Origin of the sequence: Nocardia pseudobrasiliensis NBRC 108224, from assembly GCF_001613105.1 — a bacterium.
In the GTDB taxonomy this organism is placed as follows: domain Bacteria; phylum Actinomycetota; class Actinomycetes; order Mycobacteriales; family Mycobacteriaceae; genus Nocardia; species Nocardia pseudobrasiliensis.
On sequence record NZ_BDBS01000002.1, the window covers coordinates 33,575 to 59,646 of the forward strand.

At 68.0% G+C, this 26,072-nt stretch carries 27 protein-coding genes; 16 read left to right on the forward strand and 11 right to left on the reverse strand.

Going from position 1 to position 26,072, the window contains the following annotated elements; translation table 11 throughout:
- Nucleotides 1-377: 377 nt before the first annotated feature.
- Both NP4_RS01380 and NP4_RS01385 read right to left on the reverse strand, forming a co-directional pair.
- Entirely contained in the window at nucleotides 378-1,280 is a 903-nt protein-coding gene (locus NP4_RS01380; RefSeq protein ID WP_067990629.1) for an endonuclease/exonuclease/phosphatase family protein, read from the reverse strand.
- Entirely contained in the window at nucleotides 1,277-3,217 is a 1,941-nt protein-coding gene (locus NP4_RS01385; protein ID WP_245996888.1) for a glycoside hydrolase, read from the reverse strand. Before NP4_RS01385 ends, NP4_RS01380 begins: the two co-directional genes overlap by 4 nt.
- A gap of 57 nt (nucleotides 3,218-3,274) precedes the next feature.
- On the opposite strand from NP4_RS01385, the gene NP4_RS01390 reads away from it, so the two are divergent.
- Nucleotides 3,275-3,943 carry a response regulator transcription factor gene (locus NP4_RS01390; RefSeq protein WP_067990634.1) on the forward strand — a complete coding sequence of 223 codons (669 nt, stop codon included), beginning with the start codon at nucleotides 3,275-3,277 and terminating at the stop codon, nucleotides 3,941-3,943.
- The gene (locus NP4_RS01395) at nucleotides 3,940-5,298 is read left to right on the forward strand and encodes a HAMP domain-containing sensor histidine kinase (RefSeq protein WP_245996891.1); all 1,359 of its coding nucleotides are present in this window, start codon (nucleotides 3,940-3,942) and stop codon (nucleotides 5,296-5,298) included. Before NP4_RS01390 ends, NP4_RS01395 begins: the two co-directional genes overlap by 4 nt.
- Nucleotides 5,299-5,305: 7 nt before the next feature.
- Here the strand turns inward: NP4_RS01395 and NP4_RS01400 are convergent, their stop codons facing one another.
- Nucleotides 5,306-5,827: a dihydrofolate reductase gene (locus NP4_RS01400; protein WP_169813633.1), complete on the reverse strand. Its 522-nt coding sequence runs from the start codon at nucleotides 5,825-5,827 to the stop codon at nucleotides 5,306-5,308.
- Nucleotides 5,828-6,122: 295 nt separating this feature from the next.
- Here NP4_RS01400 and NP4_RS01405 point away from each other — a divergent pair, with 295 nt between their 5' ends.
- From NP4_RS01405 to NP4_RS01415, 3 genes are all read left to right on the forward strand, one after another.
- Nucleotides 6,123-7,013: a DMT family transporter gene (locus tag NP4_RS01405; protein WP_067990637.1), complete on the forward strand. Its 891-nt coding sequence runs from the start codon at nucleotides 6,123-6,125 to the stop codon at nucleotides 7,011-7,013.
- A 718-nt stretch (nucleotides 7,014-7,731) separates the two neighbouring features.
- Complete coding sequence (locus tag NP4_RS01410; RefSeq protein ID WP_067991883.1) at nucleotides 7,732-9,219, forward strand: mannitol dehydrogenase family protein; 1,488 nt, start codon at nucleotides 7,732-7,734, stop codon at nucleotides 9,217-9,219.
- Between the two features lie 2 nt (nucleotides 9,220-9,221).
- The gene (locus NP4_RS01415) at nucleotides 9,222-9,911 is read left to right on the forward strand and encodes an HAD family hydrolase (RefSeq protein WP_067990640.1); all 690 of its coding nucleotides are present in this window, start codon (nucleotides 9,222-9,224) and stop codon (nucleotides 9,909-9,911) included.
- 1 nt (nucleotide 9,912) lies between these two features.
- Here NP4_RS01415 and NP4_RS01420 read toward each other — a convergent pair whose 3' ends face one another.
- A complete protein-coding gene (locus NP4_RS01420) occupies nucleotides 9,913-10,386 on the reverse strand; it encodes an SRPBCC family protein (protein ID WP_067990643.1) in 474 nt (157 codons plus the stop codon).
- Between the two features lie 287 nt (nucleotides 10,387-10,673).
- Between NP4_RS01420 and NP4_RS01430 the strand changes: the two genes are divergently transcribed.
- Nucleotides 10,674-11,237: a hemerythrin domain-containing protein gene (locus NP4_RS01430; protein ID WP_067990648.1), complete on the forward strand. Its 564-nt coding sequence runs from the start codon at nucleotides 10,674-10,676 to the stop codon at nucleotides 11,235-11,237.
- A 15-nt stretch (nucleotides 11,238-11,252) separates the two neighbouring features.
- Here the strand turns inward: NP4_RS01430 and NP4_RS01435 are convergent, their stop codons facing one another.
- A complete protein-coding gene (locus NP4_RS01435; protein ID WP_169813635.1) occupies nucleotides 11,253-12,182 on the reverse strand; it encodes an enoyl-CoA hydratase/isomerase family protein in 930 nt (309 codons plus the stop codon).
- 153 nt (nucleotides 12,183-12,335) lie between these two features.
- Between NP4_RS01435 and NP4_RS01440 the strand changes: the two genes are divergently transcribed.
- Complete coding sequence (locus NP4_RS01440) at nucleotides 12,336-12,521, forward strand: hypothetical protein (protein WP_067990651.1); 186 nt, start codon at nucleotides 12,336-12,338, stop codon at nucleotides 12,519-12,521.
- Here the strand turns inward: NP4_RS01440 and NP4_RS01445 are convergent.
- Both NP4_RS01445 and NP4_RS01450 read right to left on the reverse strand, forming a co-directional pair.
- On the reverse strand, nucleotides 12,518-13,837 hold the full coding sequence (locus NP4_RS01445; protein ID WP_067990653.1) for a sensor domain-containing diguanylate cyclase: 1,320 nt from the start codon (nucleotides 13,835-13,837) through the stop codon (nucleotides 12,518-12,520). The two genes, NP4_RS01440 and NP4_RS01445, sit on opposite strands and share 4 nt — an antisense overlap.
- 22 nt (nucleotides 13,838-13,859) lie before the next feature.
- Nucleotides 13,860-14,669, reverse strand: a complete 810-nt coding sequence (locus NP4_RS01450; RefSeq protein ID WP_082875430.1) for an SAM-dependent methyltransferase — start codon at nucleotides 14,667-14,669, stop codon at nucleotides 13,860-13,862.
- Nucleotides 14,670-14,828: 159 nt separating this feature from the next.
- Here NP4_RS01450 and NP4_RS01455 point away from each other — a divergent pair, with 159 nt between their 5' ends.
- Genes NP4_RS01455 through NP4_RS01465 form a run of 3 tightly spaced genes read left to right on the forward strand, consistent with a single transcriptional unit; the run spans nucleotide 14,829 to nucleotide 16,190 of the window.
- Nucleotides 14,829-14,975, forward strand: coding sequence for a ribbon-helix-helix domain-containing protein (locus NP4_RS01455; protein ID WP_067990657.1), 147 nt, complete (start codon nucleotides 14,829-14,831; stop codon nucleotides 14,973-14,975).
- A 25-nt stretch (nucleotides 14,976-15,000) separates the two neighbouring features.
- Nucleotides 15,001-15,348 carry a VOC family protein gene (locus tag NP4_RS01460; protein ID WP_067990661.1) on the forward strand — a complete coding sequence of 116 codons (348 nt, stop codon included), beginning with the start codon at nucleotides 15,001-15,003 and terminating at the stop codon, nucleotides 15,346-15,348.
- Entirely contained in the window at nucleotides 15,345-16,190 is an 846-nt protein-coding gene (locus tag NP4_RS01465; protein ID WP_067990664.1) for a class I SAM-dependent methyltransferase, read from the forward strand. The genes NP4_RS01460 and NP4_RS01465 overlap by 4 nt, the downstream gene beginning before the upstream one ends.
- A 12-nt stretch (nucleotides 16,191-16,202) precedes the next feature.
- On the opposite strand, the gene NP4_RS01470 is transcribed toward NP4_RS01465, so the two are convergent.
- Nucleotides 16,203-16,988: a maleylpyruvate isomerase N-terminal domain-containing protein gene (locus tag NP4_RS01470; RefSeq protein ID WP_067990667.1), complete on the reverse strand. Its 786-nt coding sequence runs from the start codon at nucleotides 16,986-16,988 to the stop codon at nucleotides 16,203-16,205.
- A gap of 160 nt (nucleotides 16,989-17,148) precedes the next feature.
- On the opposite strand from NP4_RS01470, the gene NP4_RS01475 reads away from it, so the two are divergent.
- Nucleotides 17,149-18,366: an oxygenase MpaB family protein gene (locus tag NP4_RS01475; RefSeq protein WP_067990670.1), complete on the forward strand. Its 1,218-nt coding sequence runs from the start codon at nucleotides 17,149-17,151 to the stop codon at nucleotides 18,364-18,366.
- A gap of 159 nt (nucleotides 18,367-18,525) precedes the next feature.
- Complete coding sequence (locus NP4_RS01480) at nucleotides 18,526-19,275, forward strand: DUF6319 family protein (RefSeq protein ID WP_067990672.1); 750 nt, start codon at nucleotides 18,526-18,528, stop codon at nucleotides 19,273-19,275.
- A gap of 9 nt (nucleotides 19,276-19,284) precedes the next feature.
- Here NP4_RS01480 and NP4_RS01485 read toward each other — a convergent pair whose 3' ends face one another.
- Nucleotides 19,285-20,817, reverse strand: a complete 1,533-nt coding sequence (locus NP4_RS01485; RefSeq protein ID WP_245996903.1) for a GGDEF domain-containing protein — start codon at nucleotides 20,815-20,817, stop codon at nucleotides 19,285-19,287.
- Between the two features lie 652 nt (nucleotides 20,818-21,469).
- Between NP4_RS01485 and NP4_RS01490 the strand changes: the two genes are divergently transcribed.
- The 3 genes from NP4_RS01490 to NP4_RS01500 all read left to right on the forward strand — a co-directional run bounded on the left by NP4_RS01490 (nucleotide 21,470) and on the right by NP4_RS01500 (nucleotide 23,794).
- The gene (locus NP4_RS01490; RefSeq protein ID WP_067990675.1) at nucleotides 21,470-21,694 is read left to right on the forward strand and encodes a LuxR C-terminal-related transcriptional regulator; all 225 of its coding nucleotides are present in this window, start codon (nucleotides 21,470-21,472) and stop codon (nucleotides 21,692-21,694) included.
- Between the two features lie 118 nt (nucleotides 21,695-21,812).
- Nucleotides 21,813-23,555, forward strand: a complete 1,743-nt coding sequence (locus NP4_RS01495) for a sodium:solute symporter family protein (protein ID WP_082875432.1) — start codon at nucleotides 21,813-21,815, stop codon at nucleotides 23,553-23,555.
- Between the two features lie 11 nt (nucleotides 23,556-23,566).
- On the forward strand, nucleotides 23,567-23,794 hold the full coding sequence (locus NP4_RS01500; protein ID WP_067990678.1) for a hypothetical protein: 228 nt from the start codon (nucleotides 23,567-23,569) through the stop codon (nucleotides 23,792-23,794).
- Here the strand turns inward: NP4_RS01500 and NP4_RS01505 are convergent.
- Both NP4_RS01505 and NP4_RS01510 read right to left on the reverse strand, forming a co-directional pair.
- On the reverse strand, nucleotides 23,763-24,362 hold the full coding sequence (locus NP4_RS01505) for a TetR/AcrR family transcriptional regulator (RefSeq protein ID WP_067990682.1): 600 nt from the start codon (nucleotides 24,360-24,362) through the stop codon (nucleotides 23,763-23,765). The genes NP4_RS01500 and NP4_RS01505 overlap by 32 nt on opposite strands.
- A gap of 21 nt (nucleotides 24,363-24,383) precedes the next feature.
- Nucleotides 24,384-25,487, reverse strand: a complete 1,104-nt coding sequence (locus tag NP4_RS01510; RefSeq protein WP_067990685.1) for an agmatine deiminase family protein — start codon at nucleotides 25,485-25,487, stop codon at nucleotides 24,384-24,386.
- 200 nt (nucleotides 25,488-25,687) lie between these two features.
- Between NP4_RS01510 and NP4_RS01515 the strand changes: the two genes are divergently transcribed.
- Nucleotides 25,688-26,068, forward strand: a complete 381-nt coding sequence (locus NP4_RS01515; RefSeq protein WP_114755444.1) for an STAS domain-containing protein — start codon at nucleotides 25,688-25,690, stop codon at nucleotides 26,066-26,068.
- The last annotated feature ends 4 nt before the right edge of the window (nucleotides 26,069-26,072 follow it).

Sequence of the window (26,072 nt, forward strand, 5' to 3'; positions counted from 1 at the left end):
GCAACGCGCGTCGGGGCCGGTGAAGGCCCGATTCGGTCCGGTACCGGAACGATCCGGTCGCCGCGGACCGGCAGGTGAATTATCGGCCAACGTTGGGCGGATTCGGTGGCCGAGGCGGGGGCGTGTCACCCATGTCGACACCTCCGATTACGCCATGCCCGACGACGAGTCGGTGGGCATGCACCTGCGTTTTCCGAATCGCCGTGTACTGGGACGGCGGTAACCGAACTCAGTGACGCGACCCTGGGCGACCATTCGAAACCGGGCCGCGGCATCGCGGTGCGCGACGACGCGCAGCATCGTCTCGGCATCATTCGCGGTCGCGGCGACACACCCTGCGCCGAGTTGAATCGCCCGGCCGACTGCAGTCCCGATCGCTAGTCGCGCACCGCCAGGCCCGCCGCGAGCCCGCGGTGATCGCTGCCGGGGGTGTGCAGTACCGACGAGGTGGCCGCGCGCAGGCCCCGGATGAGGATGTGATCCGGGCCGACCACGGGAAGTGCCGCGGGCCAGGTGAATTGCGGACCGCCCGCGGCCTGCCTGCTGTCGTGGTAGCCGGGCGCGAAGGCGTGCCAGTGCCGGTCGGTGGCGGTGGTGTTGAAATCACCGAGCACGACGACACGGGCCGACTTCTCGGCCGACAACTCCCGCGACAGGGTGGCGAGTCCGTGATCGCGGGATGCGTTGTCACCCAGTCGAATCGACGGTAGATGCACCACATACGCGGTCAGCGTGCCGCCGGGTGCGTCCACCCGCGCCCGCAAGCCCCGCCGCCAACCCGCGCCCACATCGGCGGGTTCGACGCCGGAGACGGGATATCGGCTCCACAGTGCGACCGTGCCCACCGCCGCGTGATACGGATAGTCGTCGGACAGTTCATTCTCGGCCGCGCGGGCGTTCTGCCCCGAAACCTCCTGGAGCGCTATCAAATCCGCGCCCGTCGCACGAAGTTCGCGAATCGCCCGACCGGGAGCGTCGTTCGCGGCGCTCATATTCTGGGTCACCACGACCAGTTGCCCAGGCCCCGTCGAATCGGGCCCGCCCCACCACCATCCGAACGCGTATCCCCACGCCAGCAGCGGAACCACCGCCGCCGCGATGCCCAGGCGCGAACGACAGGCCAGCGCGGTCAGCGCCAGCACCGGCACACCGAGGCCCAGCCAGGGCGCGGCGCTGTCGAGCAGCACACCCAGCCCGGCCACATCGGGAATCAGCCTGTGCCCGACCAGCAACAGCGTCAACAGCGCGCCCGCGCCGACCAGCGCCGCATTCGCCCTCATCCGAGACACAGCCGCCGCGGCGTCTTGTCCCCGGACAGCCGCGCGTCCACGCATCCCGCGGGGAGTTCGCCATGGGCCCGCGAGCCGAAGTTGGCCGTCACCGTCAGCGCGTGATCGCCGAAGACGGTGCGCTGCACCAGATGATCATCGGTGAGCCAGTCGAATCCGGTCATCGGCAGGGTCGCGGCGGTCTCGTGCAGCGGTGCGAAATATTGCTGTAGCCGGGCGATCTCGGGCCCGTGCTCGGCGATCGCGTCGTCATCGAGCACGAAGTTCATCGGCGTCTGGTTCAGCATCGCCGTCAGCGCCCGCATCGTCTGCTGGCCGGGCAGTTTGTAATACGGCAGCTCCCAGCGATCGGCGGAGATCTTCGAATCGTGGAGGGCCGTCTCCAGCAGCGGAATTCGGTACGCCGGATCGAACATGGCCCGGGCCACGGCATCCGGCAGGGTCGCCGGTTGGAAGAACGACTTGGGCGCGCCCTGGGGAGCCCAGCCGCCCCATACCTGCCTATCGCGCTGCACCGTCCACAGCGCGTCGCTGACCGGGGTCTGCGAGCCATGGTCGAACGCCAGCACCGGGGCGGCCCAGGCCCCGGCGGACTCCGAGCCGAGTACCGTACCGTGTTCGCCGAGCCAGCGCATGCGATCGAGTCGATTGCGCCGGTCCTGTGCCTGATTCATCGGATGGTCCGGGCTGTGATCGTCGAAGAATTCGCCCGCGGCGTCGACGTCGAGAAAATAGGTGTCGGCCCCGTTGGCCGTCATCGCCGCGTATCGGTCGCGATACAGCTGCGGCCGCTGTGCCAAGACCTGCGAGCTGAGATAGCACCCGCGATCGTGGAATCCGGGCTGTGGCGATCCGTCCGCGCGCCGCACGCATCCGCCCGGCCACACCCCGTCCGGCCAGCGTGAGGACGGGTTGTCCGCGGTCGCCGGGTCCTGGGCGTTGGCATACGAATCGTACGGTCCCGCAAGGTATCCGGCTTGTTTCGCTGCCGACACGGCGGCCGTCGACATGGGCCGGTCGTCGGAGTCGTAGCCCAACCACATCCGGCTCACCCCGAGTTCGCGCAGTCGGCGCACCGCGTCGGGCGTGCGCCCGTCGCCGAACAGGTAGGCGTGAAAAGCGCCTCGCAACAACGAGATCGACGGATTGTCGCGGATCTTTTCGGCGAGCGCGCGGAACCGGTCGTGGGTAATGAGCCAGTCCCGGTAATCACGCGCCGCCGCGACCGGCGAGGTGTCGGTCAGTGCGAAGGTGACCGTGTAATCATCCGCGCCCGAACCGAATTCGTGCTCACCGGCGGCCCGCAGTCGCCCCCGATCCGAACTCACGGCCAGGCTCGAGCCGATATCGGTGGGCACCAGATAGCTCACCCCGCGCCCACCGATGCGATAACCCCACAGCGGCATCGTCAGTCTCGATGTCATCGCCACCGGATCCCCGACCAGACCGGCGGCGGGGGAGTTCCAGAACGGATCGCCCACCGGCAGCGACAGTCCCTCACCGCGCGGCACCTGCAGCGACACTGTTCCCGGATCGCCGCCGGTCACCGGCCAGCGCAACCGCTGCGCTCGCTCGGAACGCACATCCATCCGCAGCCGTCCCTGTTCGGCTCGCGCGGTCACCGTGAGCGCCCGCTGTGGATAACTCCACCGCGCGACGTCTCCGCTCACCCGAGGCCCGTCGACCGGACCGAGGCCGTCGGCGGCCGCGGACAGTTCGATACCCGCGGCCGTCACACCGAGCGTCGCGGTATCCACGACCGCGCTGCCGCCGCCGATCGCAATCACCACGCGGTTGCCCTCCGCCTGCGGCGGTGCGCCCGCGGTCGTCGCGGATCGCAGCCGAATGATCGCCACACCCGCGGCCACCGCCACCACCAGCAGCAATGCGGCCACCGCCCACAGCATTCCCCGTCGTCGTCCACTCATATGCCCCAGGTTTGCGGTCCGGGATGAGAATCCGATGAAAACGTATGATCGGCGAACATGCGCGTATTGGTGGTCGACGACGAGGCTGCGGTCCGCGACGCGGTGGTGCGGGCCATGGACAGCGAGGGGTATCGGACCCGCGCGGCCGGTGACGGCGCCGCGGCGCTGGCGGAGATCGCGCGCTGGCAGCCGGAGGTGGTGATCCTCGACGTGCTCATGCCGTTCCTGGACGGCCTGAGCGCCTGTCGGCAGCTGCGCGCCCGGGGTGATCGCACCCCGATACTCATGCTGACCGCGCGCGATGCCGTGGCCGATCGGGTGGACGGCCTGGACGCGGGCGCCGATGACTATCTGGTGAAGCCGTTCGATCTGGACGAGTTGCTCGCGCGGGTGCGGGCCCTGGCGCGCCGCACCTATCCCGAGGACAGCGCGGTCCTGTCGTGCGCGGATCTGACCATGGATACCGGCGCGCATCGGGTGTGGCGCGGAGAGCGCGAAATCGAGCTCACCCGAACCGAATTCGCATTGCTCGAGGTGCTGTTGCGCAATCGCGACCAGGCGCTGCCGCGCGAACTGCTCATCGAACGGGTGTGGGGTCGCGAGCTGAGCTCGTCGTCGAATTCGCTCGAGGTCTACATCCGCTATCTGCGCCGCAAACTCGACCACGAGGCGGAGGCGCTCATCCACACCGTGCGCGGTATCGGCTATCGGCTCGGATCGTCGTGAGGACTCGATCCCTGCGCACCCGGATCGCGGTGTACTTCGCGGCCGCGATGGTGCTCGCGCTGGCCGGGATGGGTGTGGCCGCCTATGCGGTGGTCCGCCACGAACTCGGCAGCGCCCTGGACACCGGGCTGCGTCGCGAGGCCACCCGCATCACCCGGCAATTCGCCGCCGAACCCGATGTCGCCACGATCTCGGGCCCGTGCCGGTATCTGGCCGCGCCGAGCTGCGTGCAGGTGGTGGCCGCAGACGGCCGGATCGAATCCGGCCACGATCCCGACAGCGCGCTGCCGGTCGACGACGTAACACGTTCGGTGGCAACGGGTTCCGCGGCCGCCTACGTCAGCGATATCGCCTACGACGGACAGCGTGTGCGGATGTATACCGCGCAGCTGCGCCCCGGCCTGGCGGTACAGGTGGCTCAGCGTTCGGATCAGGTCGACACCGGGACGCGGCGGGTCGGCCTGGCCCTGCTGGCCGCCGCGGTGGTGGGTACTGCGCTGGCGATCGCCGCGGGATGGTTCGCGGCGCGACGCGCCCTCGCGCCGGTGACCACGCTGACCAGGGCGGCCGAACGCGTCGCCGCCACCCGCGATCCGAGCCGCCATATCCCGGTCACCGGATCCGACGAATTGGCCACGCTGGCAACCAGTTTCAACACCATGCTGGACGCGCTGGAGCAGGCGCTCGCCGCCGAACGCGAATCCCGCGCGGCCCAGCGGCGTCTGGTCGCCGACGCCTCACACGAACTGCGCACGCCGCTGACCGCCCTGCGCGCCAATATCGATCTGCTGCGCCGCGCCGACCGCCTCACCCCCGATCAACTGGCCGCCACCGCCGCGGCGCTGCACGGCCCGGCGGGTGAACTGTCCGGACTCGTCGCCGATCTCATCGATCTGGCCCGGGCCGACGATCCCCGGGCGCTGATCGAGCCCTTCGAGGATCTGCGGCTGGACACGCTCGTGGCCCAGCGCGTCGAGGTGGCCCGAACCCATTGGTCCGCGGTGACTTTCGAGACCGATCTGGAACCGACAACGATCTCCGGCGCACCGGCCCGTCTGTCCCGCGCGATCACCAACCTGCTCGACAACGCCGCCAAATTCAGCCCAGCCGGCGAAACGGTCCACATCGAACTGCGCGCCCGTCGCCTGACCGTCCGCGATCGCGGGCCCGGCATCCCCGCCGACGATCTACCGCATATCTTCGACCGCTTCTATCGCTCCCGCACGGCCCGCGGCAAACCCGGCCACGGCCTGGGATTGGCCATTGTCGCGCAGGTCGCCGCCCAGCATGGCGCGCGCCTCACCGCCGCGTCGGAGCCGGGCGGGGGAGCGGTGCTGTGGATCGAATTCGATTGAGCCGAGGCTACTTACGCGCGTAACTGCGGAAGACGTATTCGTCGCGGCCGTTGGCGGAGCGACGGGAGCCGATGGTGTAGGTCATCATGAAGCTCTCGGCCGGGACGGCCGGGGCGTGGATATCGCCCTGATAGGCGGTGGTCAGTTCGGTTACCGCGATCACGGTCGCGAATTGCAGTGCCTCGCCGAAGATCTCGCCGCCACCGAGGATCCAGACCTCCTGTGGATCGGTCAGCGCGAGCGCCTCGGCGACCGAGGAGGCCCGCTCGGCGCCCTCGGCATACCAGTCCGGCTGACGGGTGATGACGATCTTGCGGTTGGCGGGCAGCGGGCCGAACAGCTGCGGCAGCGCCTCCCAGGTCTTGCGGCCCACGATCAGGGTGTAGTCGGAGATGGTCTCGAGCAGGTGCTGCCGATACTCCGGCAGATCCCACGGGATGCCTCCTCCGGCGCCGATCACGCGGTCTCGGGTCTGTGCCCAGATCAGCCCGACCGTCCGCTTGCTGGTTTCGATCATCTCCGAGCTCATACCCCCAGAGTAGTGGGTCGATACCAGCGCTAACTTTCTCGACCGTTGCGGGATGGCTGCGCGGTGGGCCATCTCACGTCCGATTCGCCCGATGGTCAGCTGTGCGGTGAAGCTTGCTGATGTGTTGCTGACATGAGAAAACGTTTTCTCGACAAGGATATATTTCCGTTCGGAATCATTTCCGTACCCCCTGTTTTGTGGGCACTCGGTTGTCGTACCCGTCTGTCATCGTGATCGGCGTGGATCGATTCGTAGTATCAATGGGCGGGGACATGCGGGGGCGGGGGATTCGGCGGTGACGAGGCGAGGCTGGGCCCTGTTTCTGGCCCTCGGGGTTATCTGGGGCGTGCCCTACGCGATGATTCGCATCGCGGTTCGCGACTTCGATCCGGTGGTCGTCGCCGGTGGTCGCACGGCGATCGGCGCGCTGCTGCTGTTGCCCATCGCGCTGTACGGCAAATCCCTCGGGCCCGCGCTGCGGCGCTGGCCGTGGCTGGTGGCCTACACGCTGGTGGAGATCACCGGACCGTGGCTGCTGCTCGGACATGCCGAGACCAAGCTCAACAGCTCGACCGTCGGCCTGCTCGTCGCGGCGGTGCCGCTGGTGGCGGTGGTCGTGGTGACCGCGCTGGGGCACGAGGCCTTCGACAGTCGCCGCGTGGTCGGCCTGCTGGTCGGCCTGGGCGGCGTACTGGCCCTGGTCGGCCTGGATATCGACCTGTCGGATTTCGGCGCGCTGGCCGCGGTCGGCATCACCGCGGTCGGCTACGCGGTGGGCCCGATCATCATCAATCGCAAACTGGCCGATCTGCCGCCGATGGGCGTGGTCACCGGGTCGCTGGTGCTGGCGGCGGCGCTCTACGCGCCGTTCGTGGCCTGGCGTTGGCCCGAGCGGATCACCGCGCCCGCGGGCTGGTCGGTGCTCGGCTTGGCCGTGCTCTGCACGGCCGTCGCGTTTCTGGTGTTCTTCGCCCTGATCGGTGAGGTCGGTCCGGCGCGGGCCACAGTGATCACCTACATCAATCCCGCGGTCGCCCTGGTCATCGGGGTATCGCTGCTGGGCGAGCCGCTGACCGCCGGAATGGCGATCGGCTTTCCGCTGGTGATCCTCGGCTCGATCCTCGGCACGGCCAAGGCGCGCCCACGCGTGGTCGCCGAACCGCAGCCGGTCGATACCGTCGGCTGAGCGCTCGGATTCCATTCGGTGAATTCGCCACGGGATATTGGATATTCGCAGCGGTGAACGAATCAATGGAATCCGATCGCCCGCAATTAATTCAGGCGAATCATTTGCCGTTCATATGCTGACGATTTGGCCGAGCGATTGTTACCGAGCGGTGCGGGCGGTCGTCGCCGCATATGCGCGCGACGGCCGTCCCGGCTCGCCGGTGGGGGTCGCGGGAGAGCGTTCCCGCTCGTCCGGCGGCCATCCGACGATGGCAGCGAGAGCCTGCGCACCGCAGGCTGTACTGGCCGGTACGCCGACTTGCGACGGTGGTTGGACCCGCAGTAGCGATCGTTTGACCAGCAACTTGGGTACGAACCAAACCGTATGCCAGGTAAATCGGGCCCGAATCGGACTCTGGTGAGCAAGGTCACCAGGCCGGGTTCGCTGTCCCGAATGTCCGCTTGCCAAGGGGTGGATTCGCACCCTCTGAGATGGGCTTTTACGCCATGTTTGCGCCCTGTTGGAAAATGCTACGAATGCGTTAAGGCGACCCCTTCGAGGCCCTCGTCGCTCGAAATCTCCGTCGGTCCGGTCTAGCTTTGAAATGTTGCTGAGTCAGTGCTGACCGCAGCTTTGAAAGCAGCTACGAAACCTACACGGAGGCTCGTGCATGCTTATGGCACGGAACACCGTTCTCGCCGAACCGGCGTTGACCGATAAATCTGATCCTGATTTGGTGCCCCGCCTCTCGGCGGAGAAGCTGGCCACGCTCCCACCGGCCGTCACCCGGCCGCGGTTCGCCCCGCGCAGCCTGACCACGGGCATCGTGCACCTGGGCTGCGGCGCCTTCCACCGCGCCCACCAGGCACTGGTAACCCAGCACGCCATCGAGCAGACCGGCGATCGTCGCTGGGGTATCGCCGCGGTGGCCATGTCGCGCCCGGACGTCGTGAACGCCCTGCGCGCCCAGGACAACCTCTACACCACCCTGCTGCACGACGGCAGCGAGGTGCGCGCGGAGGTGGTCGGCACGATCCGCGAGGCCGTACACGCGCCCTCGGATCATCTCGGCGTCGCGCGCCGCATCGCGGATCCGCGCGTCAAGATCGTCACCCTGACGGTGACCGCCAGCGGTTACTGCCTGTCCCCGGCCACCGGCCGCCTGGACGCGGGCTGTGATTCGGTGCGCCACGATCTGCAGTGCCGCAGCAATCCGCACACCTCGATCGGCATGCTCGTCGAGGGTCTGGCCGCGGTGCGTCGCGGCGGCGGCACCCCGCCGACGGTGATCAGCTGTGACAACATGACCGCCAACGGCCGCCAATTGCGCCGGGCCGTCATCGATTTCGCCGCACTGCGCGACGATCGGCTGGCGGACTGGATCGAACGCAATGTGCAGTTCCCGTGCAGCGTGGTCGACCGCATCGTGCAGCCCGCCACCTCGACCGACGCCGCCGTGACGCGCAACTGGCTGGGCGGCCTCGAGGATCGCGCCCCGGTCTCGGCCGAGCCGTTCCTCACCTGGACCATCGAGGATTTCGAGGGTGAGCGTCCGGCCTGGGAGCTGGGCGGCGCGCAGTTCGTCTCCGATGTGACCGACTACGAGCTGGCGAAATTGCGCCTGCTCAACGGAACTCACATGCTGCTGGCCTATCTCGGCGGCCTCGCCGGACACGGCACCATCGCCGAGGCCAGCTCCGATCCGGCGCTGCGCGCGCTGGCGCGGCAGTTCATGCTGGCCGAGCAGGGTCCGACGGTCTCGTTGGCCGAGCCCGAATTGCGGCGCACCGTCGACGATCTCATGCGCCGGTTCCGCAATCCGGCCATCCGCCACGATATGTCGCGCGTGGGCCGCAATGGTTCGGACAAGATGATTCCGCGCGTGATCGACGCCATGTCGGACAATATCGCCGCGGGCCGTCCGACCCCGGCCGCCGCACTGCTGATCGCGGGCTGGATACGCTGGTTCGACGCCTGCGGCGCCGATGATGCCGTCATGGAGCTGATCGACGACCGCGCCGACTCGCTGACCGAGTTGGCCCGCGGCATCGCCGATCCGCACCGGCGGGCGAGCGAATTCCTGCGGCGCACCGATATTTTCGGCACGCTGCCGGAATCGGCGCGCGTGGAGCGCGAGGTCGGCGACGCCCTCGCGGAGCTGACCCGCGACGAGGTCGCGACCGTCGTGCGCCGACGCCTGCTGCCCGAATTCGACAAGGAGTGACGATGAGTGCCGACAAACCCGTGCGGGCCGTGGTCTTCGATATGGACGGTCTGCTGCTGGATTCCGAGCGACTGGCCATCGAATCGCTGGCCCTGGCCGGCGCCGAGCTCGGCTACGATATGCCGCTCGAGTGGTGCCGCAGCCTGATCGGCATGCCCGCCGACCGCTGCCGGGAGCTGGCGATGCAGGCGTTCGGGGCGGAATTCCCGCTCGACGAGTACTTCGCCCGACACGACACCACGCTGACCGGACTGGTCGACGCGGGCCGCCTGGAGACCAAGACCGGCGTATTCGAACTGCTCGACGAACTGGACCGCCAGGGCATTCCGCGGGCCATCGCGACCTCCTCGGGCCGCGAGCGCACGGTTCACCACCTGGAGGTCGCCGGTATCGGCGATCGTTTCGACGCGGTCGTGACCCGCTCGGACGTGACCCGCGGCAAGCCGCATCCGGAGCCCTACCTCACCGCGGTCGCCGCGCTGGGCGCGGATCCGGAACATACGATCGCCGTGGAGGATTCGCCCAACGGGCTGCGCGCCGCGCACGCCGCGGGCCTGCGCTGCATGCTCATTCCGGATCTCGTGGCGCCCACCGCGGAGACCCGACAGATGGCCCACCGGGTGTATCCGGATCTGCATCAGGTGATCGAATACGTCACCGCCGCCAACGCGGCTGCCGCGCCGGCCCAATAGGTCAGTGCGCTTCGACCGCGCGCTTCACCGCCGCCAGATGGGCGTCGTGCCAGGCGTTCCCGCCGAACAGGTCCAGTAGCGGCCGCGGAATCCCGGTATCGGTGTCCACGGCGGTGACCATGGATCGGCGCAGCAGTCGATGTCCGGCGTCGAGATCGGCCACCGAATAGATGACCGTCATGGTCGCGGTGAACGCGCCCAGTCGCGGGCCGACGGTGGTGCGCGAGTTGATCACCCAGCGACTCGGCCGCCGACAGCTGTCCACGCGCCAGTGCACGGCGATGGTCTCGGTGTCGAACGCGACCACCTCGGTGAAGGTGGTCTTGGCGCCCGCCGGTCCCGCAGCGGCGCGCTCGACCGCCAGACAGACCGGGTGGGTGTGCGGCCAGCGATCGGGATCGGTGACGGCGTCGAAGATCGCCTCCGGCGTCGCCGCGATCGCGAGTTCGGATCGGGTTTGGAAGATCCGTGCCATGGCCAACAATCGCCAACTCTCGTCCGCTGCGCACTCGGTGCGGGCACTCTCGCACGATTCGCGGCGGTCGGCAACGCCGCTCCGGCAAATATCCGGTGAACGGAGCTCGGAGCCGGCTGTCGTCCAGTGCCACAACCCCTTTCACATCATCGGCCGCAGCCTCGAATTCCTTCGGCGGCTGATCGAGCCGCAGGCGCTCGGCAAACCGTTTGCGCGCCCGGACCCCGGGTAGGGCGTCGAAGGACGGCCACCAGCCCGGCCGTCCATGCCCATCGGGAGGTATCACCATGGCCGCACAACGCATCGACAGCACAGCCGATGTCGTCGAGTTCCTGCTGGAGCAGCACAATCGGATTCGTCAGCTGTTCGCCGAGACCGCCGACGCGCCCACTCCGCAGGAGCGCGAACTGAAATTCTTCGAACTGCGCCGACTGCTGGCGGTGCACGAGACCGCCGAGGAGGAGATCGTCCATCCGCGTGCCCGCCGCGCCATCGATGATGGCGACAAGATCGTCGACGCCCGGCTCGCGGAGGAGAACAAGGCCAAACACGCACTGTCCGAACTCGAATCGATCGATGTCTCCTCGCCGGAATTCACCGTGAAGCTGGCGAAACTGCGCGACGCGGTGATCAATCACGCCGGTCACGAGGAGAACGAGGAGTTCGAACAGCTGCGCACCCGGCTCGAGCAGGCCGATCTGGAGCGGATGCGGGGCATCGTGGAGTTCGCCGAGAAGACCGCGCCCACCCGTCCGCACCCGGGCGTGGAGTCGGCGGCGGCGAATATGCTCGCGGGCCCGTTCGCCGCAATGCTCGACCGGGCGCGCGACGCGATCTCCAAACCTCGCTAGCGACAGCGTATTTCGCTACCACTCCCGCCCGCGCAACAGGCGCGGCAGCTGTTCGGTGACGAAGCCGGGCAGCCCCGCGCCGGAGCGCTCGTAAGCGCCGACGGTGTCGCGGTAGTCGCGCATGGCCTGGCGGGTATCGCGGCGAGTCGCCAAGGCCAGGAAGAAGTTTCGCTCCATCGCCAGCCCTCGGTTCAGGGCCGCGCCGCCGTAGGCGGCGTGTTTGATCGCCCGCACCGCGGCGGGGGAGCGCCGGGTCAGTCGCTCGGCGATTTCGGTGGCGACCGCGATCGTCCGATCCGGTTCGGCCAGGTGATGCAGGATACCCACGTCCAGGGCCTGTCGCGGGGTCAGCGGCCGCCCCTCCAGCACCATTTCCACGGTTGCCGAGATGCCGACGCTGCGGCTGAGTGCCTGGATACCGCCGCCGCCGGGCAGCAGACCGATGAGGATCTCCGGCTGACCGATCTCGTAGGGACCGTCGGCCATCACGCGAATATCGCAGCCCAGCGCGAGCTCCAGCCCACCGCCCAGCGCCCGGCCGTTGATCGCCGCCACGAAAACCGTTGAACTGCGCCGCATCCGGGCGATCACCGCGTGATACCGCAGCAGCCCCGCCACACCCGCGCTCGGCCCGTGATCGAGCAGTTTGCGCACCCCCGGCACTCGCCGCAGCGGCGCCAGACCGCGCAGCGCCACCGCGGCCAAGGGCACGGGCACGGGAATCGGCATGCGTTCGGCCCCCTGAAGAATCTCGCCGACGTCGTAATGACTGATGAACACCTCCGGCACGGCGCTGGTGATGATCACCGCCCGCACGCCCGGATCCCGGTCGACCCGCTCGATCAGCCGCTCGAGTTCCAGCATCAGCGGCGTATCCAGAAAGTTGAACGGCGGATTGTTCATCGCGGCGGTGAGTACGGCCCCGGACTGCTCGGTGATAAGCATCGACATACCGTCCAGCACAGCGCGTTCGTGCGCACCCGTCCATCCCCAACTCCCCAACCTGTCCGCCGCGCCCCCGTGCACAGTGCCCGCGTAGTCCGGCCGAGTCCGGGTATGTCGCAATCACGAGACGTTCGCCCTGTGAGGAGGTCGATCATGTCGATCCGGGAAAGCCTGCAGCGGCTCATGGCGACACTGGGACTGGGTCGTTCCCCGTTCGGTGCGAGTCGCGAGTCCGAGATCGGCGACGAGCACGGTTCGGTCACCGCCGAACCGCAGTCGCACGACGCGCCGGGTGAGCCCGAATCATCGCCGCGCGGTCTGGGCGGAATGGACTTCTAGGCTCCCGCCGCGCCGGGCTGCGGGGCCGACAGGCGCGATTGCCGGTGCGGTCGATGCCGCGCGGACTTATTGCGGTACATGGCCGAATCCAGGGTCTGCATGAGCACGTCGACCGCGTCGGGCCGCCGGTCGACCAGCGTGGTACCGATCGAGGCCCCCACCGAGATATGCTGTCCCGCAATGAGAATCGGGTCGGTGAGCCCAGCGAGCAGCCGCGCCGACAACTCCATCAGCTGGCCCTCGCCCGTACAGTTCTCGATCAGCACGATGAATTCGTCGCCGCCCAGGCGCGCCACCAGACCCTCGGGCGCGGCGGCCGCGCGCAACCGTCCCGCGACGATCGCGAGCACCTGATCGCCGACGGTGTGGCCGTGCTGATCGTTGACCTCCTTGAAGCCGTCGAGATCCAGATAGCACAGCCCGATCGGCGGCGTGGCCCGCGACAGCCGATCGAAGAACAGCACCCGATTGGCCAGTCCGGTGAGATTGTCGTGATGCGCGTCGTGCCACAGCCGATCCGACAGCGCCTTGCGCTCGGTGATGTCGACGGCCACCCCGACCAGGAAGCGGACCCGGCCCTCGGTGTCGTGCACCGCCGACATGGACAGGTCGATGATGGTTCGGGTGCCGTCGGGGCGCGCGTGATTGGTTTCGATGCGGAAGCGGTCGATATTGCCCAGCAGCAACTGCTCGAACTGCGCGTAGGCGTGGCCGATGTTCTCCACACCGAGCACATCCGCGACGGTGCGCCCGGGAATCTGGGTGACGGGGACGCCGAGCATATCGGCCAGCGCGACATTCACATCCACGACGGTTCCGGTGGTCACGTCGATGGTGCCGATGCCCACCGAGGCGCCGGCGAAGATCGCGCCGAATCGGGCCTCCGACAGTTGTCGCTGCGCCTGCGCCCGCTCCACCGCCGCGAGCGCCGCGGCCACGGTCGCCTCCTGTTCGGACAGTGCCGCGATGCGCAGGGATGCGGTGAATCCGGCGGCGAATTCGGCCGCGACCGTGATCGCGCGGTCGCGCACCCGTTCGTAATCCGGTTCGGTTCCGGTCGGGCAGAGCTGCGCGACCATATCGCGGCAGATGAACGCCACCGATCGGCTCACCGCCGCCTCGTCGCGATAGTTGACCGCGACCAGGGTCGAGGCGGCCAGGCGCGCCGCGTCGATTCCGACCGTTCCGCGCAGGCATTCGAGCAGTTCCTCGCCGAGCCCGGCGAGCAGGGCCTCGATCTGGGTCCGCGTGAGAGTGGGGGCAACGACTCCGTCGAGTACGTCTGCCCAGCGCACCGCCAGTTCGTACGAACCCACCGCTGCTACCCCGCCGCCCCGCTCAGGCTTTGCGTCCGACACCCGCCAATCCGAGTGAGCGGCCCGGTGCTTCGTGCAGGTCGCGCTCGGATTCGGGGTGCCACAAGGGTAGTTCGACCACGCCGGGCTCCACCAGTTCCCAGTCGGTGAACATCGAGGTGATCGCGTCGCGGTCGCGGAAGCGGATGCCGACGCGGGTGACATTGGCCGAATTGTGGCCCAGTTTCGCCGCGTCCTCGGGGCGCTGCGCGGAGGTCAGATGCGAAATCGCCACGTAGGAACCCACGGGCACGGCCTCGTGCAGGGCCGCGACCATCTTCTGCGGCTGCTCCTCGTCCTGCAGCAGATGCAGCACCGCGACCAGCAGCAGTCCGACCGGCTGGGAGAAGTCGATCAGCCCGGTCTCCTCGGCGCGGGCCAATAACTCCTCGGGTTTGCGTAAGTCGGCCTGGATCGCCTCGGCACGGTCGTTGTCGTACAGGATCGTTCGCGAATGGGTCACCGCCACCGGATCGATATCGACGTAGAGCACCCGGATTTCGGGATCGATGGCCTGCGCGACCTCGTGCACATTGCCCGCGGTCGGAATGCCCGAGCCGATATCGAGGAACTGCCGGATACCGGCGGCGGCCAGATGGCGCACGGCCCGGCGCAGGAACGCGCGATTGCTCAGCGCGAGGCGGGGCAGATCCGGAACCAGTTTCTTACCGCTCTCGGCGGCCAGCCGGTCGATCTCGAAATTATGCGAGCCGCCCAGCAAAGCGTCGTACATCCGTGCCGGGCTCGCCTGTGTCATGTCGACGCCCTCGGGCGCCCATGCCGGCCTGTCCACCTCGAAAAACCCTTCTTGCGCGTGCCGAACCAGTCGCCGCGATCGGCGACCCCGCCCCTACTGCGCATCGTAGTCCCGCGGGCGGGTCGTCGATGGATCGATCTCGATCTTCGGCGACGGGATCTGGCGGCTAGCTTGCTAGCATGCTAGCCTCGGGATGTGGGCGACGAGGAAGTCAAGCAGTTCAACGTCTATCTGCCGATCGGTCTGATCAAGCAGGTCAAGATTCACGCGATCGAACACGGCACCTCGCTGTCGGCGCTGGTCGCCGAGGCGCTGCGGGCCTATCTGGATACCCACGAATGACATCGCACAGTTGGAGGAGAGACCGATGAGTACCGAGGGCTTCGAGGCCGTCTTCGTCGAGACGCACAATTGGGGTAGGTCGGCCCGGTTCTTCCAGGCTTTGGGCTTCGAACCGGAGTTCACCACCGACCATTCCTCGGGCCTGTTCCGCAACGGGGACGGGCCGTACCTGTTCATCGCCGAGGTGCCGCCGACAGAGCCGACCCGGGTGCAGGTCGTGCTGAAGGTGGCCGACGCGCGGGAGTTCCGGGCGGGTGAGGATGTGGAGGTGGTCCAGCCGTTCACCGAAACCCATTACGGCACACAGGAAATGGTCGTGCGCGACCCCGACGGAAATATCTGGAATCTGTCCGCGCCCGGGAAGCGGCAATGAGCGTCGTTCCGGACCACACCGCGGTCCGGACCGCGCTGTGGCGGGCCCTGCACGTACGGGAGGATCGGCCGCCGCATGTGCTCGACGATGAGATCGGGCTCGCGCTGGTCGATCCCGAGCCCGGCTGGCTCGACCGTCCCGATATGGATCCCGAGGCCACCCGGCGCACCCGGGCCAGCATCGTGGCCCGCGCCCGCTACCTCGACGATCTGGTGGCCGAACAGGTCGCCGCCGGGGTGGATCAGTACGTGATCCTGGGCGCAGGACTGGATACCTTCGCCCAGCGGCATTCCGAAATCGCCGGCCGCATCACGGTATTCGAGGTGGACCAGCCGCAGACGCAGGCGTGGAAACGGCGGCGGCTGCTCGATCTGGGCTACGGCGTCCCGTCGTGGCTGCGGTTGGTTCCGGTCGATTTCGAGGCCGCGCGGTCCTGGTGGGACCAGTTGGTGGACAACGGATTCGACCTGTCCCGGCCCGCGGTCGTGGCATCGGCGGGAGTGAGCATGTATCTCACGCGGCAGGCGATCACGGCCACGCTGCGCCAGATCGCCGAACTCGCGGCGGGTTCGACGCTGGCCATGACCTTCCTGCTGCCGCGCGAACTGCTCGAGCCCGAACAGCGTCCGCAGCTGGATATGGCCGTGCGCGGCGCGCGGGCGTCGGGTACGCCGTTCCGCAGCTTCTTCACCCCCGAGCAGATGCTGGCCCTGGCCCGCGAGTCGGGCTTCACCGGTACGCGGCACGTCTCGGCGGCCGATCTCGCCGAGCGCTACTTCACCGGTCGCACCGACGGCGTACTGCCGTCGCGGGGCGAGGAATTCCTCGTCGCGACCGTCTGATTCGATTCCGGGTCAGACCAGATTGATCGAATCCAATACGCGCGCACCGAGTTCCGCGTCGCCGGTGATCGCCACCGCGCACGCCCGCCACGGCACCCGCCGAGTACTCCACTGCGGGAATTCCAGGCTCAGCCCGGCGATATGGGCGGCCGCCCCGGCGGCCTGACCGGGTCGTACCCGCAGGCGGTCCGCACGCGGTTCGATGCGCCAGGTTCCGCCGCCGGGACCGGTGAGGGTGAGCGCGACCGGGGCGTCCAGCCAGCCCAGCGCCTCGCGATGGGAGCGGGCCAGCAGGCCGGTCAGCCAGGCCAGGGTCGCGCTCATGCGGCGCGGATCGGTCGGCGGCGGCTGCCGGTCCAGGGCCGGTGCGATGTCGTGGCGCAGGTGGGTGTGCCAGTCGAAGACGAACATCGCGGGCACGAGTCGCAGGGGATACCAGCCCAATTCGCCGATGGGCAGCCGGATCTGATCGGGTCCCGGGGCGGTCAGCACCGCCAGGGCCCGACAGCCGCGCCCGCTCCATGCGGTGAAATCGCGCAGTAGATATTTCGTGGTGTGCGAACGGCCCTCGTCGACCAGTTGATCATTGAGCCGCTCCACATCGCGCGTGGTCAGCACGGCCGTCGCGGCCGGGGTGATCAGCGCGCGGACCGAACTGGTCATATGCAGCAGCACATCCGCGACCGACCAGCCGGGCGCGGTGCTGGGCGCGGCCCAGTCCGTCGCGTCCAGCTCGCGGCAGAACTCGAGTACGGCCCGGCGTTCGTCGCGCATCGCCAGTAGGTGCGGTGAACTCATCGGACGGCCCCGACAACCTCCGAAGTCCTCATGGAAGACGGAGGTTACCCGCTCGGGGTGTCCCCCTCGCGCCTTGACGCGATGAGAGAAATCTGCCTACATTGTTTCATGTGTGGTCTGCCACACAGCGCGGTCCGGGTCGGCTCGAAGGAGAGCAGCGATGAATCCCACCATTCCCCGTCGGCATCCGGCATCGCCACGCAAGGTTCCCGGGCTACGGCCGTTCGCCCTGCTGATGGGTATCGGCGCACCCTCGCCGCGGCAGTGGGACGCGCTGGGGGAGGCGCTGCTGGTCGGCGACGAGCCGATGGACCGCCTGGTCGACTGGATGTACGCCGAGGGTTCGGATCGGACGCGGCCGCTGTTCGAGCGGGCGCTCGCCGAGGGTATCGCGGCCGTGCCGGAGGCGCCGGAACCGCTGCGGGAGTTCTTCCTTCGCTACGAGACCCCGCCGGACTGGGTGGACTGGGACAAGATCCGCCGCGCCGAGCGGGTGTTCCGCATGGGCGGCACCGATGGTCTCTACATCGCCCGCGATGTATCGCTGCTGGGCGGCTATCTGGCCTCGGGCTTCAACAAGACTCTGGTCCGCACGGGCGCACTGGAGAAGGGTCCGGCCAAGCGCTTCGCCGAAACCCTGCAGTGGGCGCTGGATGTCACCTCCGACGACGGCATGCTGCCGGGCGGACTGGGCTACCGCTCGACGATTCGGGTGCGGCTGATCCACGCCTTCGTGCGCAGACATGTCGCGGCGCTGCCGGATTGGGACGCCGCCGAATGGGGTGTGCCGATCAATCAGACCGATATGGCCGCCACCCTCGTCGGCGCGCTCATCTCGCCGTTCGTCGGCGCCATGCCGATGGGTATCGTGCCCACCCGCGCCGATCTCGATGCCGGGGCGCATCTGACGCGCTATGTGGGCTGGCTGATCGGGGTGCGGGACGAGTGGCTGCCCAATGGTTTCCGCGATGCGGTGCGCATCCTCTACCACTGCATGTGCGCCATCACCAATCCCGACGAGACCACGCCCCAGCTCGCGATGCCCATGGGCGACGATCCGCTGGGCTGGCACTATCGCAACTTCCCGGCGCTGCGCGGCCGGATCGCCCGCGCGCAGCATCTGTCCATCGCGAGCGCCTTCCTCGGTCCCAAGGCGATGCGGCATCTGGGCCTGCCCGCCTACATGCCGCCCTGGTATCCGCTGCTGCGAATTCCGGTCAACCTCAGCAGAGGTGGTGCTGCATTGTTGCTGCCCGGTGGGGTCGAGCGTGCGGCCGCGCGCGGGCGGCGTAATCAGGAGGAGTTCCTGCGCACGCTGATCGGTGAGCGGGAGGCCGTTATCGGTGCGTCGGTCCGGCATGTGAGCCATGCGGCCTGACGGGTACGATCCTGCTGGCCGATAGAACGAACAGCGCTGTAGCTCAACGGTTGCCAGGACATTCGACGCAGCCCGGGAAAACCGGACGATGTGGACTTGTCGGTGCCATGGGGCATGCTCTTGACACGCAGATGTCTACGAGCCCGTCCGGAGTACACCATGTCGTCCCGTCGAACCAAGCCACAGCCGCTGTCCGACACCGAGATTCGGCAGATCGCCACGGAAATCGCCGGTGGCCGGCCGCCGATGGTGTGGTTCACCGCGGCGGCTGTCGGCGTACCCGAGGGTCGTTCTGGGAAGGTGGTGGCGCTCGGTGATCCCGCCGAGGGCGACTTCCTTCAGGTGCGGCCCACCGGGTCCAAGGATGTGCTGTCGTTCTCGCCCACCGAGGTGACGCTGACCAAACCGGCTCGTCGCACCGCGACCGGGACCGGCCAGCCCACGAAGCAGACCAAGGCAACAAGGAAGGACACCGCAGTGACCATGCCGTCGACCGTGCCCCCATCCGTCGCCCCGTCGCCGCCGACACCCCCGGCCGCGCCCGCCGCCGGTACCGCGCCCGCCGCCGACAAGCCCGTGGCGAAATCGCCCGCGCCCGCGGCCAAACCGAAGGAGAAGGCCGCCCCGGCCGCGCGCAAGGCCAAGACACCCGAGGTCACCGTCACCCTGTCCGGCACCGCCGACGGCGAGTGGACCGTCGATGTGGTCAATGGCAAGAAGCGCACCGTGCGCGGGCTGTCGGTATCCGGTTCGGCCGTCGCGCAGGCCGCCAAACTGCTGCATCCGGAGGTCGCCGAGGTGGTCGACGGAGTGCTCGAATCGGTGCGATCGTCCCAGCGCGCCAAGGTCGAACAGCTGCAGGCCGAACTCGAGCAGGCCCGCCGCATGCTCGACGATCTGACCACCTAGGCGGATTCGTCAGACCGCGGTCTCCCGCCGCCACCCGCGTCGCGCGGTGTCGGCGGTATGACCGTGCAGCCGCACGTCGTCGTGGAACGAGTAGCCCAGCGCGTAGGCCTTGGCGTGGTACATCGCCGAATCCGCCTCGCGCAGTAAGTCGTATACGGTGGCGTCGGTGCTGCGCGGGCCGCCGCAGGCGATGCCGATGCTGGCGCTTATCGACACCTCGCCGACCGACAGGTCGAACGGGGTGGCGAAGGCCGCCAGCAGTCGTTCGGCCAGTACGGTCGTCTCGCCGCGGTCGGCCGCGGTGAGCACCGCGAATTCGTCGCCGCCGTAGCGGGCGGCCACATCGTCGCGCCGGATGACGCGGCGAATTCGGGCCGCCGCGTTGGCGATCAGTTCGTCGCCGACGGTGTGGCCGTGGGTGTCGTTGATCGACTTGAAGCCGTCCAGATCCAGGAACAGCAGACACAGCGGCCGCCCGGCGAAGCGTTCGGGTTCGCGGCCAGGGGTGCGCAGCAGGGCCGAGCGGTTCAACAGGCCGGTGAGCATATCGTGGTCGGCCTGGTACTGCGCGCGTCGCTCGCTGCGGGCGCTGCGCACGATCGCCCGTTCGCTGCGCACCAGCACCCCGATCAGCAGCACGGCCAGCAGTGAGGACACCACGAGCCGGTCGACGCTGCCCAGCCGAGCGCCGACGGTCGGCACCAGCGACGCCACCACCAGCGTCACCGCGATGATGCTCGCGCGCCGCCGCGACTGCTGGGCCAGCACCCGGCGCGGCCGCCCGAGGGTGATCATGGTCGGATGCAGAGCGGCCAGTCCCAGCATCGCGTACGCGAACAGCATGGGAATCAACAGGGTTTCATGCCCCAGCCGTAGCGTTCCGGCCGCGCGGAAGCCGCGACCGATATCGGTGATCACGAGCGCCAGCAGGCTCAGATGCACCAGCCGCAGCGAGATCTCCGAGCGGCTCGACGCCACCACCGAATGGGTGACCAGCGTCAGCAGCAGCGCGTCGAGCACAGGATAGGCGATGGTGACGAACATCTGACCGGCTCCGGACGCGTTGTGCACCACCGGCGAGATCAGGAAGGTCCACGCGGCGAGCAGGGTTCCGAGCCCGATCAGTCCGGAGTCCAGCATCTGATCCGGTGTGCAGCTGTGACTGCGGCGCGGCCGCAGCCACGCGAATGCCGCGAGCCCCACGCACGCGTATCCGGCCAGCACGGCCACGTGATCGAGCGGATGGGCCCAGCGATTCAGGCCGTCGCGCAATACCGTGCCGGTCGCGAACAGCAGCGCGGATGCGGCGAGCGAGTACCAGGCCAGCGGAACCGGTGGCCGATGCCGTCGCACGCCGATTCCGATCATCGTGACCGCGGCGAGGGCCACCAGCGTGGTCACCACGATCGCGGCCCGGTCGTACAGCAGCGGTAGCGCGATCCCCACCGCGCCCACCACGGCCAGCGCGGCGCCACCCAGTTTCGCGGGCGGTGCGCCGAGCAGATGCCGGGTACCGGCCGCGGGCATATCACCGAACATCATTGCGCCCCCCTGTCCGCTTGGTGAATCCTGCACAGCGACTTTCACGTTCGCTCGCCCGCTGGTCGCAAAACGTGAACCGAGAGGTGGTGTACCAACAGACGAGCCGGCGGATGCGCCGCCGCCACGATCTGGACAACCGACTTGATCATGTCATGAAAGGCGGTCCCCGTGGCACGTTTTCCGGCCGACACGCTGGGACTTTCCGGTCGGAAACGATTGCTGCGCCATCATGTTCCGGTCTAACGTCACCACGACAGCCGTGCCAGCCCAAGGAAGTGAGGGCGCGACTCACACAGGTGACACCGATGAACCCGGGGCGAGGCCGGTCCGTATGTCCGGCATAGGGCTTCGGGGGGCGAGGGGGAACGATGGCCGTCGATATGGCTCGCACCGCCCGTGACCTGCGCGGCACGGCAGGTCAGCGCGCGGATGACCGGGAGTTGGGTGAGGTCGTCTCCCGCGCGATCGCGCCGTTCGTCGCGCACGACGCGGCGTTCGTCACCGCGGCCGGCACCGCCGCGGACCGGAGTCTGTGGTCGTTCGGTTTCGCGCACCGTTACGAGGCCGACCTCGAATACGACCAATTGGCGGCCTATTTCGAGGGCCGCGACACCTATCGCCTGACGGATGCGCGCGGCCGATCGGTTCCGGCGTGGACCGTCGCGGCGATCTGCTGTTGCCGTCGATCTGCGACTGGTACGAGGTCTCCGTCCGCGAACGTCAAGTGCTGCAGGAGCTCCGGACGGGCGCGGCGGCCAAGCAGATCGCCCGCGTCCTGGATCTGTCCACGCACACCGTCAACGACCATCTCGAGTCGATCTACCGCAAGATCGGTTGCGACGGCCGTGACGAGCTCCTCGCCACACTGTCCGGTTGATCCCGCCGATGTCGGCTCGGCACGTCGCTCGAACTTGCCCTGTGAGCGCTAACAACCCGCTAGGATCCGGACACGGCCCGACCGGTCATCCGATATATCCCCGCGACAGGAGAGCTGAATGCCGCCCGCTGCTGCGCCCCCAGGACTTCTCGATTCGGTGCTGGCGGGAGGCCCGGCACACTCGGTGCTCGCCGAAGGCGCCACCCTGCGCCTGAACGCCGCCCCCGTCGACTACATCCTGGTCGCAATCTATTTCGTCTTCGTTCTCGGCATCGGCCTGATCGCCCGGCGCGGGGTGTCGTCGAGTATCGACTTCTTCCTGTCCGGCCGCTCGCTACCGGCCTGGGTGACCGGCCTGGCGTTCATCTCCGCCAATCTCGGCGCGGTCGAGATCATGGGCATGTCCGCCAACGGCGCCCAGTACGGCATGCCGACCATGCACTACTTCTGGATCGGCGCGGTGCCGGCCATGCTGTTCCTCGGCGTGGTGATGATGCCGTTCTACTACGGCTCCAAGGTGCGCAGCGTTCCCGAATTCATGCGGCGGCGCTTCGGCCCCGGCGCGCATCTGGTGAACGCCATCAGTTTCGCGCTGGCCCAGGTGCTCATCGCCGGTGTGAATCTGTATCTGCTGGGCTCGATTCTGAATGTGCTGCTCGGCTGGCCCCTGTGGGTGTCGGTGATCGTGGCCGCGGTGATCGTGCTGTCCTACATCACCCTCGGCGGACTGTCGGCGGCCATCTACAACGAGGTGCTGCAGTTCTTCGTGATCGTGGCGGCGTTGCTGCCGCTGACGCTGGTGGGTCTGCATCGTATCGGCGGCGTCGGCGGTCTGAAGGACAAGGTGAGCGCGCTGCCGGACGGATCGCAGCAGCTGCACTCCTGGCCCGGTAACGAGCTGTCCGGCTTCGGCAACAATGTGCTGTCGGTGGTCGGCATCGTCTTCGGCCTCGGCTTCGTGCTGTCGTTCGGCTACTGGACCACCAACTTCGTCGAGGTGCAGCGCGCACTGGCCACGCATTCGATCTCCGCGGCCCGGCGCACGCCGATCATCGGCGCGTATCCGAAGATGTTCATCCCGTTCATCGTCATCATCCCCGGCATGGTCAGCGCGCTGCTGGTACCGCAGATCCGCGACTACAAGGCGACCGGCAACGGCGATGTCACCTACAACCAGGCGCTGCTCTACCTGATGAAAGAGGTACTGCCCAACGGACTTCTGGGCGTAGCGCTCGCGGGTCTGCTGGCGGCGTTCATGGCCGGTATGGCCGCCAATATCTCGGCCTTCAACACCGTTTTCAGCTACGACCTGTGGCAGCAGTACGTGAAGAAGGACAAGCCGGACGGCTACTACCTGACCGTGGGCCGGTTGGCGACCGTCGGCGCGACGGTCGTCGCGATCGGCACCGCGTTCATCGCCGGGAACTTCTCGAACATGATGGACTACCTGCAGACGCTGTTCTCGTTCTTCAACGCGCCGCTGTTCGCCACCTTCATCCTCGGCATGTTCTGGAAGAAGATGACCGCGACCGCCGGTTGGGTGGGCCTGGTGTTCGGAACCCTGTCCGCGGTGCTGGTTTTCATCCTGCATCAGACGCATGTGTTCCACCTGTCCGGCCAGGGGTCCAGCTTCCTCGCCGCCGGTGTGGCGTTCGTGGTGGATATCGTGCTCAGCGTCGTGGTGAGCCAGGTGACCGCGCCCAAGCCCGCCGCGGAGTTGGTCGGCCTGGTGTACTCGGAGACGCCGAAGGATCAGCTCAACGATCCCGACGCCGATTCGCTGCCGTGGTATCAGCGTCCGGTGCTACTGGCCGGAATCGCGCTGGTCATCGTCATCGTGCTGAACATCGTCGTCGGATAGGAAGTGACGTAATGCTTTTCGATATCCGCACCATCGTCGGCACGCTGCTCGGCGTCTACGGCGTGATCCTGATCGTCACCGGCCTGGCCGCCGATTACGATCACAACCGCTCCGGCGGCTGGAATGTCAACCTGTGGGCGGGCGTCGGCATGGCCGTCGTCGCGCTGGCCTTCCTCACCTGGGTGCGTCTGCGTCCGGTGAAGGCGCTCACCCACGAGACGCCCGAGGGCGGGGAGTAGGCCCGAGCTCCAGCGCGATGGCCTGGGCGAGCAGTTCACGAGCGCGCTCGAGCGGCATCGATCCGCTGTGCCAGCGTTCACTGAGGCCCTCGACCAGCGCGGTCAACCGTTCGGCCGTCGCCGCGGGATCCACACCCGCGGCGACGGATCCGTCCTCGCGCGCCTGACACACCAGGGTTTCCACATCGGCGTTCCACGCGAGGGTGCTGGCCCGCAGCTGTTCGCGCAGATCCGGATGGAAGGTGGCGCTGGCGCGCAACTCGCCCCAGGCGATGCTGTTGAGGCGGATGTCCTCGTCCGGCTGCAGTTCCAGCAGCAGCATGCGCTCGACGCGCTCGCGCGGATCGTCCGAGGCGGTGAGCGCCGGATCGGTGTAGCGGCGGGCGCGATCGTTGATGTGATCGAGCGCGGCGTGCATGACCCCCGCGCGATCGGAGAAGTGATAGTAGATCAGCGCCGTGGACACCCCTGCCTGCGCGGCCAGCTTCTCGATGCGCAGGCCGCGCACGCCGTCCTGCGCGATGACGCGGACGGCCGCCTCCAGGATCTGAGTTCTACGCTCCGACACGATTTCTCACAGTAGGGGACCTCACGCCGGTTCCTGCTGGGTGGTGCAGTGGATGCCACCGCCGCCCGCGGCGATGGCGTCGATATTGATCTGCACCACGCGGCGGCCGGGAAACAGCCGGGTGAGGGTGTCGTGGGCGGCCTGATCGGCCTGGGCGTCACCGAATTCCGGCGCGATGACCGCGCCGTTGCACACATAGAAGTTGACGTATCCGGCGGCGAAGTCGTTGCTCGCGAACGCCTCTCGCACCGTGGACGGTCCCGCCAGCACCTCCACCCGCAGCGATCGACCGCGCGCGTCGGTCGCGCCGCGCAGGATGTCGAGATGGCGGCGGGTCACGTCGTGATCGAAGGATTTCGGATCGTTGTCCAGCCCCGCGACCACCACGCCCGGAACCGCGAAGCGGGCATAGAAGTCGGTATGCCCGTCGGTGATGTCGTGTCCGGCGATACCCGGCAGCCAGATGACCTTCTCGATACCCAGCAGATGACGCAGCTCGGCCTCGACATCGGATTTCTTCCAGCCCGGATTGCGATTGTCGTTGAGTACACAGCTCTCGGTGATGATCGCGGTGCCCTCGCCGTCGACCTCGATGCCGCCGCCCTCGAGTACGAGATCGGTGTGCACGGGTCGCGCGCCCGCCCGGGCGGTGACGAATTTCGCGACCGTCGCGTCGCGCCGGTGCCGTTGTTTGTCACCCCAGCCGTTGAAGTTGAAATCCACACCGGCCGTCAGGTTTCCGGCGCGGACGAAAACCGGTCCGGTATCGCGCATCCACAGATCGTCGATCTCGGCGGGAACCAGCTCCACATTCGCGCCCACCAAGCCCCGCGCCAGTTCCAACTCCTCGGGCCGCACCAGCATGCTGACCGGTTCGAAGCCGCCGATGGTCGTGGCCACGGTGGCCAGATCGCGCTGCACCTGCGGCAGCAGCTTCTTGCCCCAGATATCGGCACTGGCCCCGAAGGCCATCCAGGTGCGCCGATGAGGTTGCCCCTCCTCGGGCATCACCCACGCCGTCCCGTCGACTCGTTCACCCCGTGACCTGGGCGTCTCACCGCACGCTGCCAACAGTAGACCGCCGAGCGCGGCCATTGATCTCCCCACGAATATCCGACGCCGCATCTCAGCTCTCCTTCGTCCGTGACCTGGGGAAACGGTAATCCTGACTAAAAAGTCAGTCAAGTCGACGTGGCGGGCGTCACGCTGGACGGCTGGCGGCATCTGGTGCGCTTGACATGACAGTCGGGCAATTTCCCAAGTCGCCCTTGTGGTTTGGCCGAGAACCGCCTGACCGGGTGTGAACATCGTTCTAACCTGACACCATGAGGGCCGAAGGGCTTCCGGTACACGGATGCGCGGGGGTGCGGGCGGTGGTGGATCGAGACTGCGGTGGCGAGTGTGTGGTCGTGTGGGTCTCGGGAGAGGTCGACCTGTGCGGCGCATCGGATTTCGCCGCCGCCATCGCCGCCGCACAGTGGCCCGCGCGGCGCAGCGGGCGGATGGTGATCGACCTGCGGACGCTGTCGCTGTTCGGGGCGGCGGGCTTACATGTGCTGGCCGATATCCAGCGCTGGTGTGCCCGCGAACGGGTGCGGCTGTGGATCCTGGCGGATGGTGCGGCGGTGATCGGTCCGCTGCGGGCGACCGGTTTGGACAACCACCTGTGTGTGGTCGGTGGTACGCGGCCGAGATCGGGCGGGTGATCCT

Coding starts and splice junctions, on each gene's coding strand:
- NP4_RS01420 (WP_067990643.1), bottom strand. CDS start 10,386: ATGGCACGGATCTTCCAAACCCGATCCGAACTCGCGATCGCGGCGACG.
- NP4_RS01430 (WP_067990648.1), top strand. CDS start 10,674: ATGGCCGCACAACGCATCGACAGCACAGCCGATGTCGTCGAGTTCCTG.
- NP4_RS01440 (WP_067990651.1), top strand. CDS start 12,336: ATGTCGATCCGGGAAAGCCTGCAGCGGCTCATGGCGACACTGGGACTG.
- NP4_RS01435 (WP_169813635.1), bottom strand. CDS start 12,182: ATGCTTATCACCGAGCAGTCCGGGGCCGTACTCACCGCCGCGATGAAC.
- NP4_RS01495 (WP_082875432.1), top strand. CDS start 21,813: ATGCCGCCCGCTGCTGCGCCCCCAGGACTTCTCGATTCGGTGCTGGCG.
- NP4_RS01385 (WP_245996888.1), bottom strand. CDS start 3,217: ATGAGTGGACGACGACGGGGAATGCTGTGGGCGGTGGCCGCATTGCTG.
- NP4_RS01415 (WP_067990640.1), top strand. CDS start 9,222: ATGAGTGCCGACAAACCCGTGCGGGCCGTGGTCTTCGATATGGACGGT.
- NP4_RS01475 (WP_067990670.1), top strand. CDS start 17,149: ATGAATCCCACCATTCCCCGTCGGCATCCGGCATCGCCACGCAAGGTT.
- NP4_RS01470 (WP_067990667.1), bottom strand. CDS start 16,988: ATGAGTTCACCGCACCTACTGGCGATGCGCGACGAACGCCGGGCCGTA.
- NP4_RS01400 (WP_169813633.1), bottom strand. CDS start 5,827: ATGAGCTCGGAGATGATCGAAACCAGCAAGCGGACGGTCGGGCTGATC.
- NP4_RS01465 (WP_067990664.1), top strand. CDS start 15,345: ATGAGCGTCGTTCCGGACCACACCGCGGTCCGGACCGCGCTGTGGCGG.
- NP4_RS01500 (WP_067990678.1), top strand. CDS start 23,567: ATGCTTTTCGATATCCGCACCATCGTCGGCACGCTGCTCGGCGTCTAC.
- NP4_RS01515 (WP_114755444.1), top strand. CDS start 25,688: ATGAGGGCCGAAGGGCTTCCGGTACACGGATGCGCGGGGGTGCGGGCG.
- NP4_RS01480 (WP_067990672.1), top strand. CDS start 18,526: ATGTCGTCCCGTCGAACCAAGCCACAGCCGCTGTCCGACACCGAGATT.
- NP4_RS01380 (WP_067990629.1), bottom strand. CDS start 1,280: ATGAGGGCGAATGCGGCGCTGGTCGGCGCGGGCGCGCTGTTGACGCTG.
- NP4_RS01485 (WP_245996903.1), bottom strand. CDS start 20,817: ATGATGTTCGGTGATATGCCCGCGGCCGGTACCCGGCATCTGCTCGGC.
- NP4_RS01460 (WP_067990661.1), top strand. CDS start 15,001: ATGAGTACCGAGGGCTTCGAGGCCGTCTTCGTCGAGACGCACAATTGG.
- NP4_RS01390 (WP_067990634.1), top strand. CDS start 3,275: ATGCGCGTATTGGTGGTCGACGACGAGGCTGCGGTCCGCGACGCGGTG.
- NP4_RS01510 (WP_067990685.1), bottom strand. CDS start 25,487: ATGCGGCGTCGGATATTCGTGGGGAGATCAATGGCCGCGCTCGGCGGT.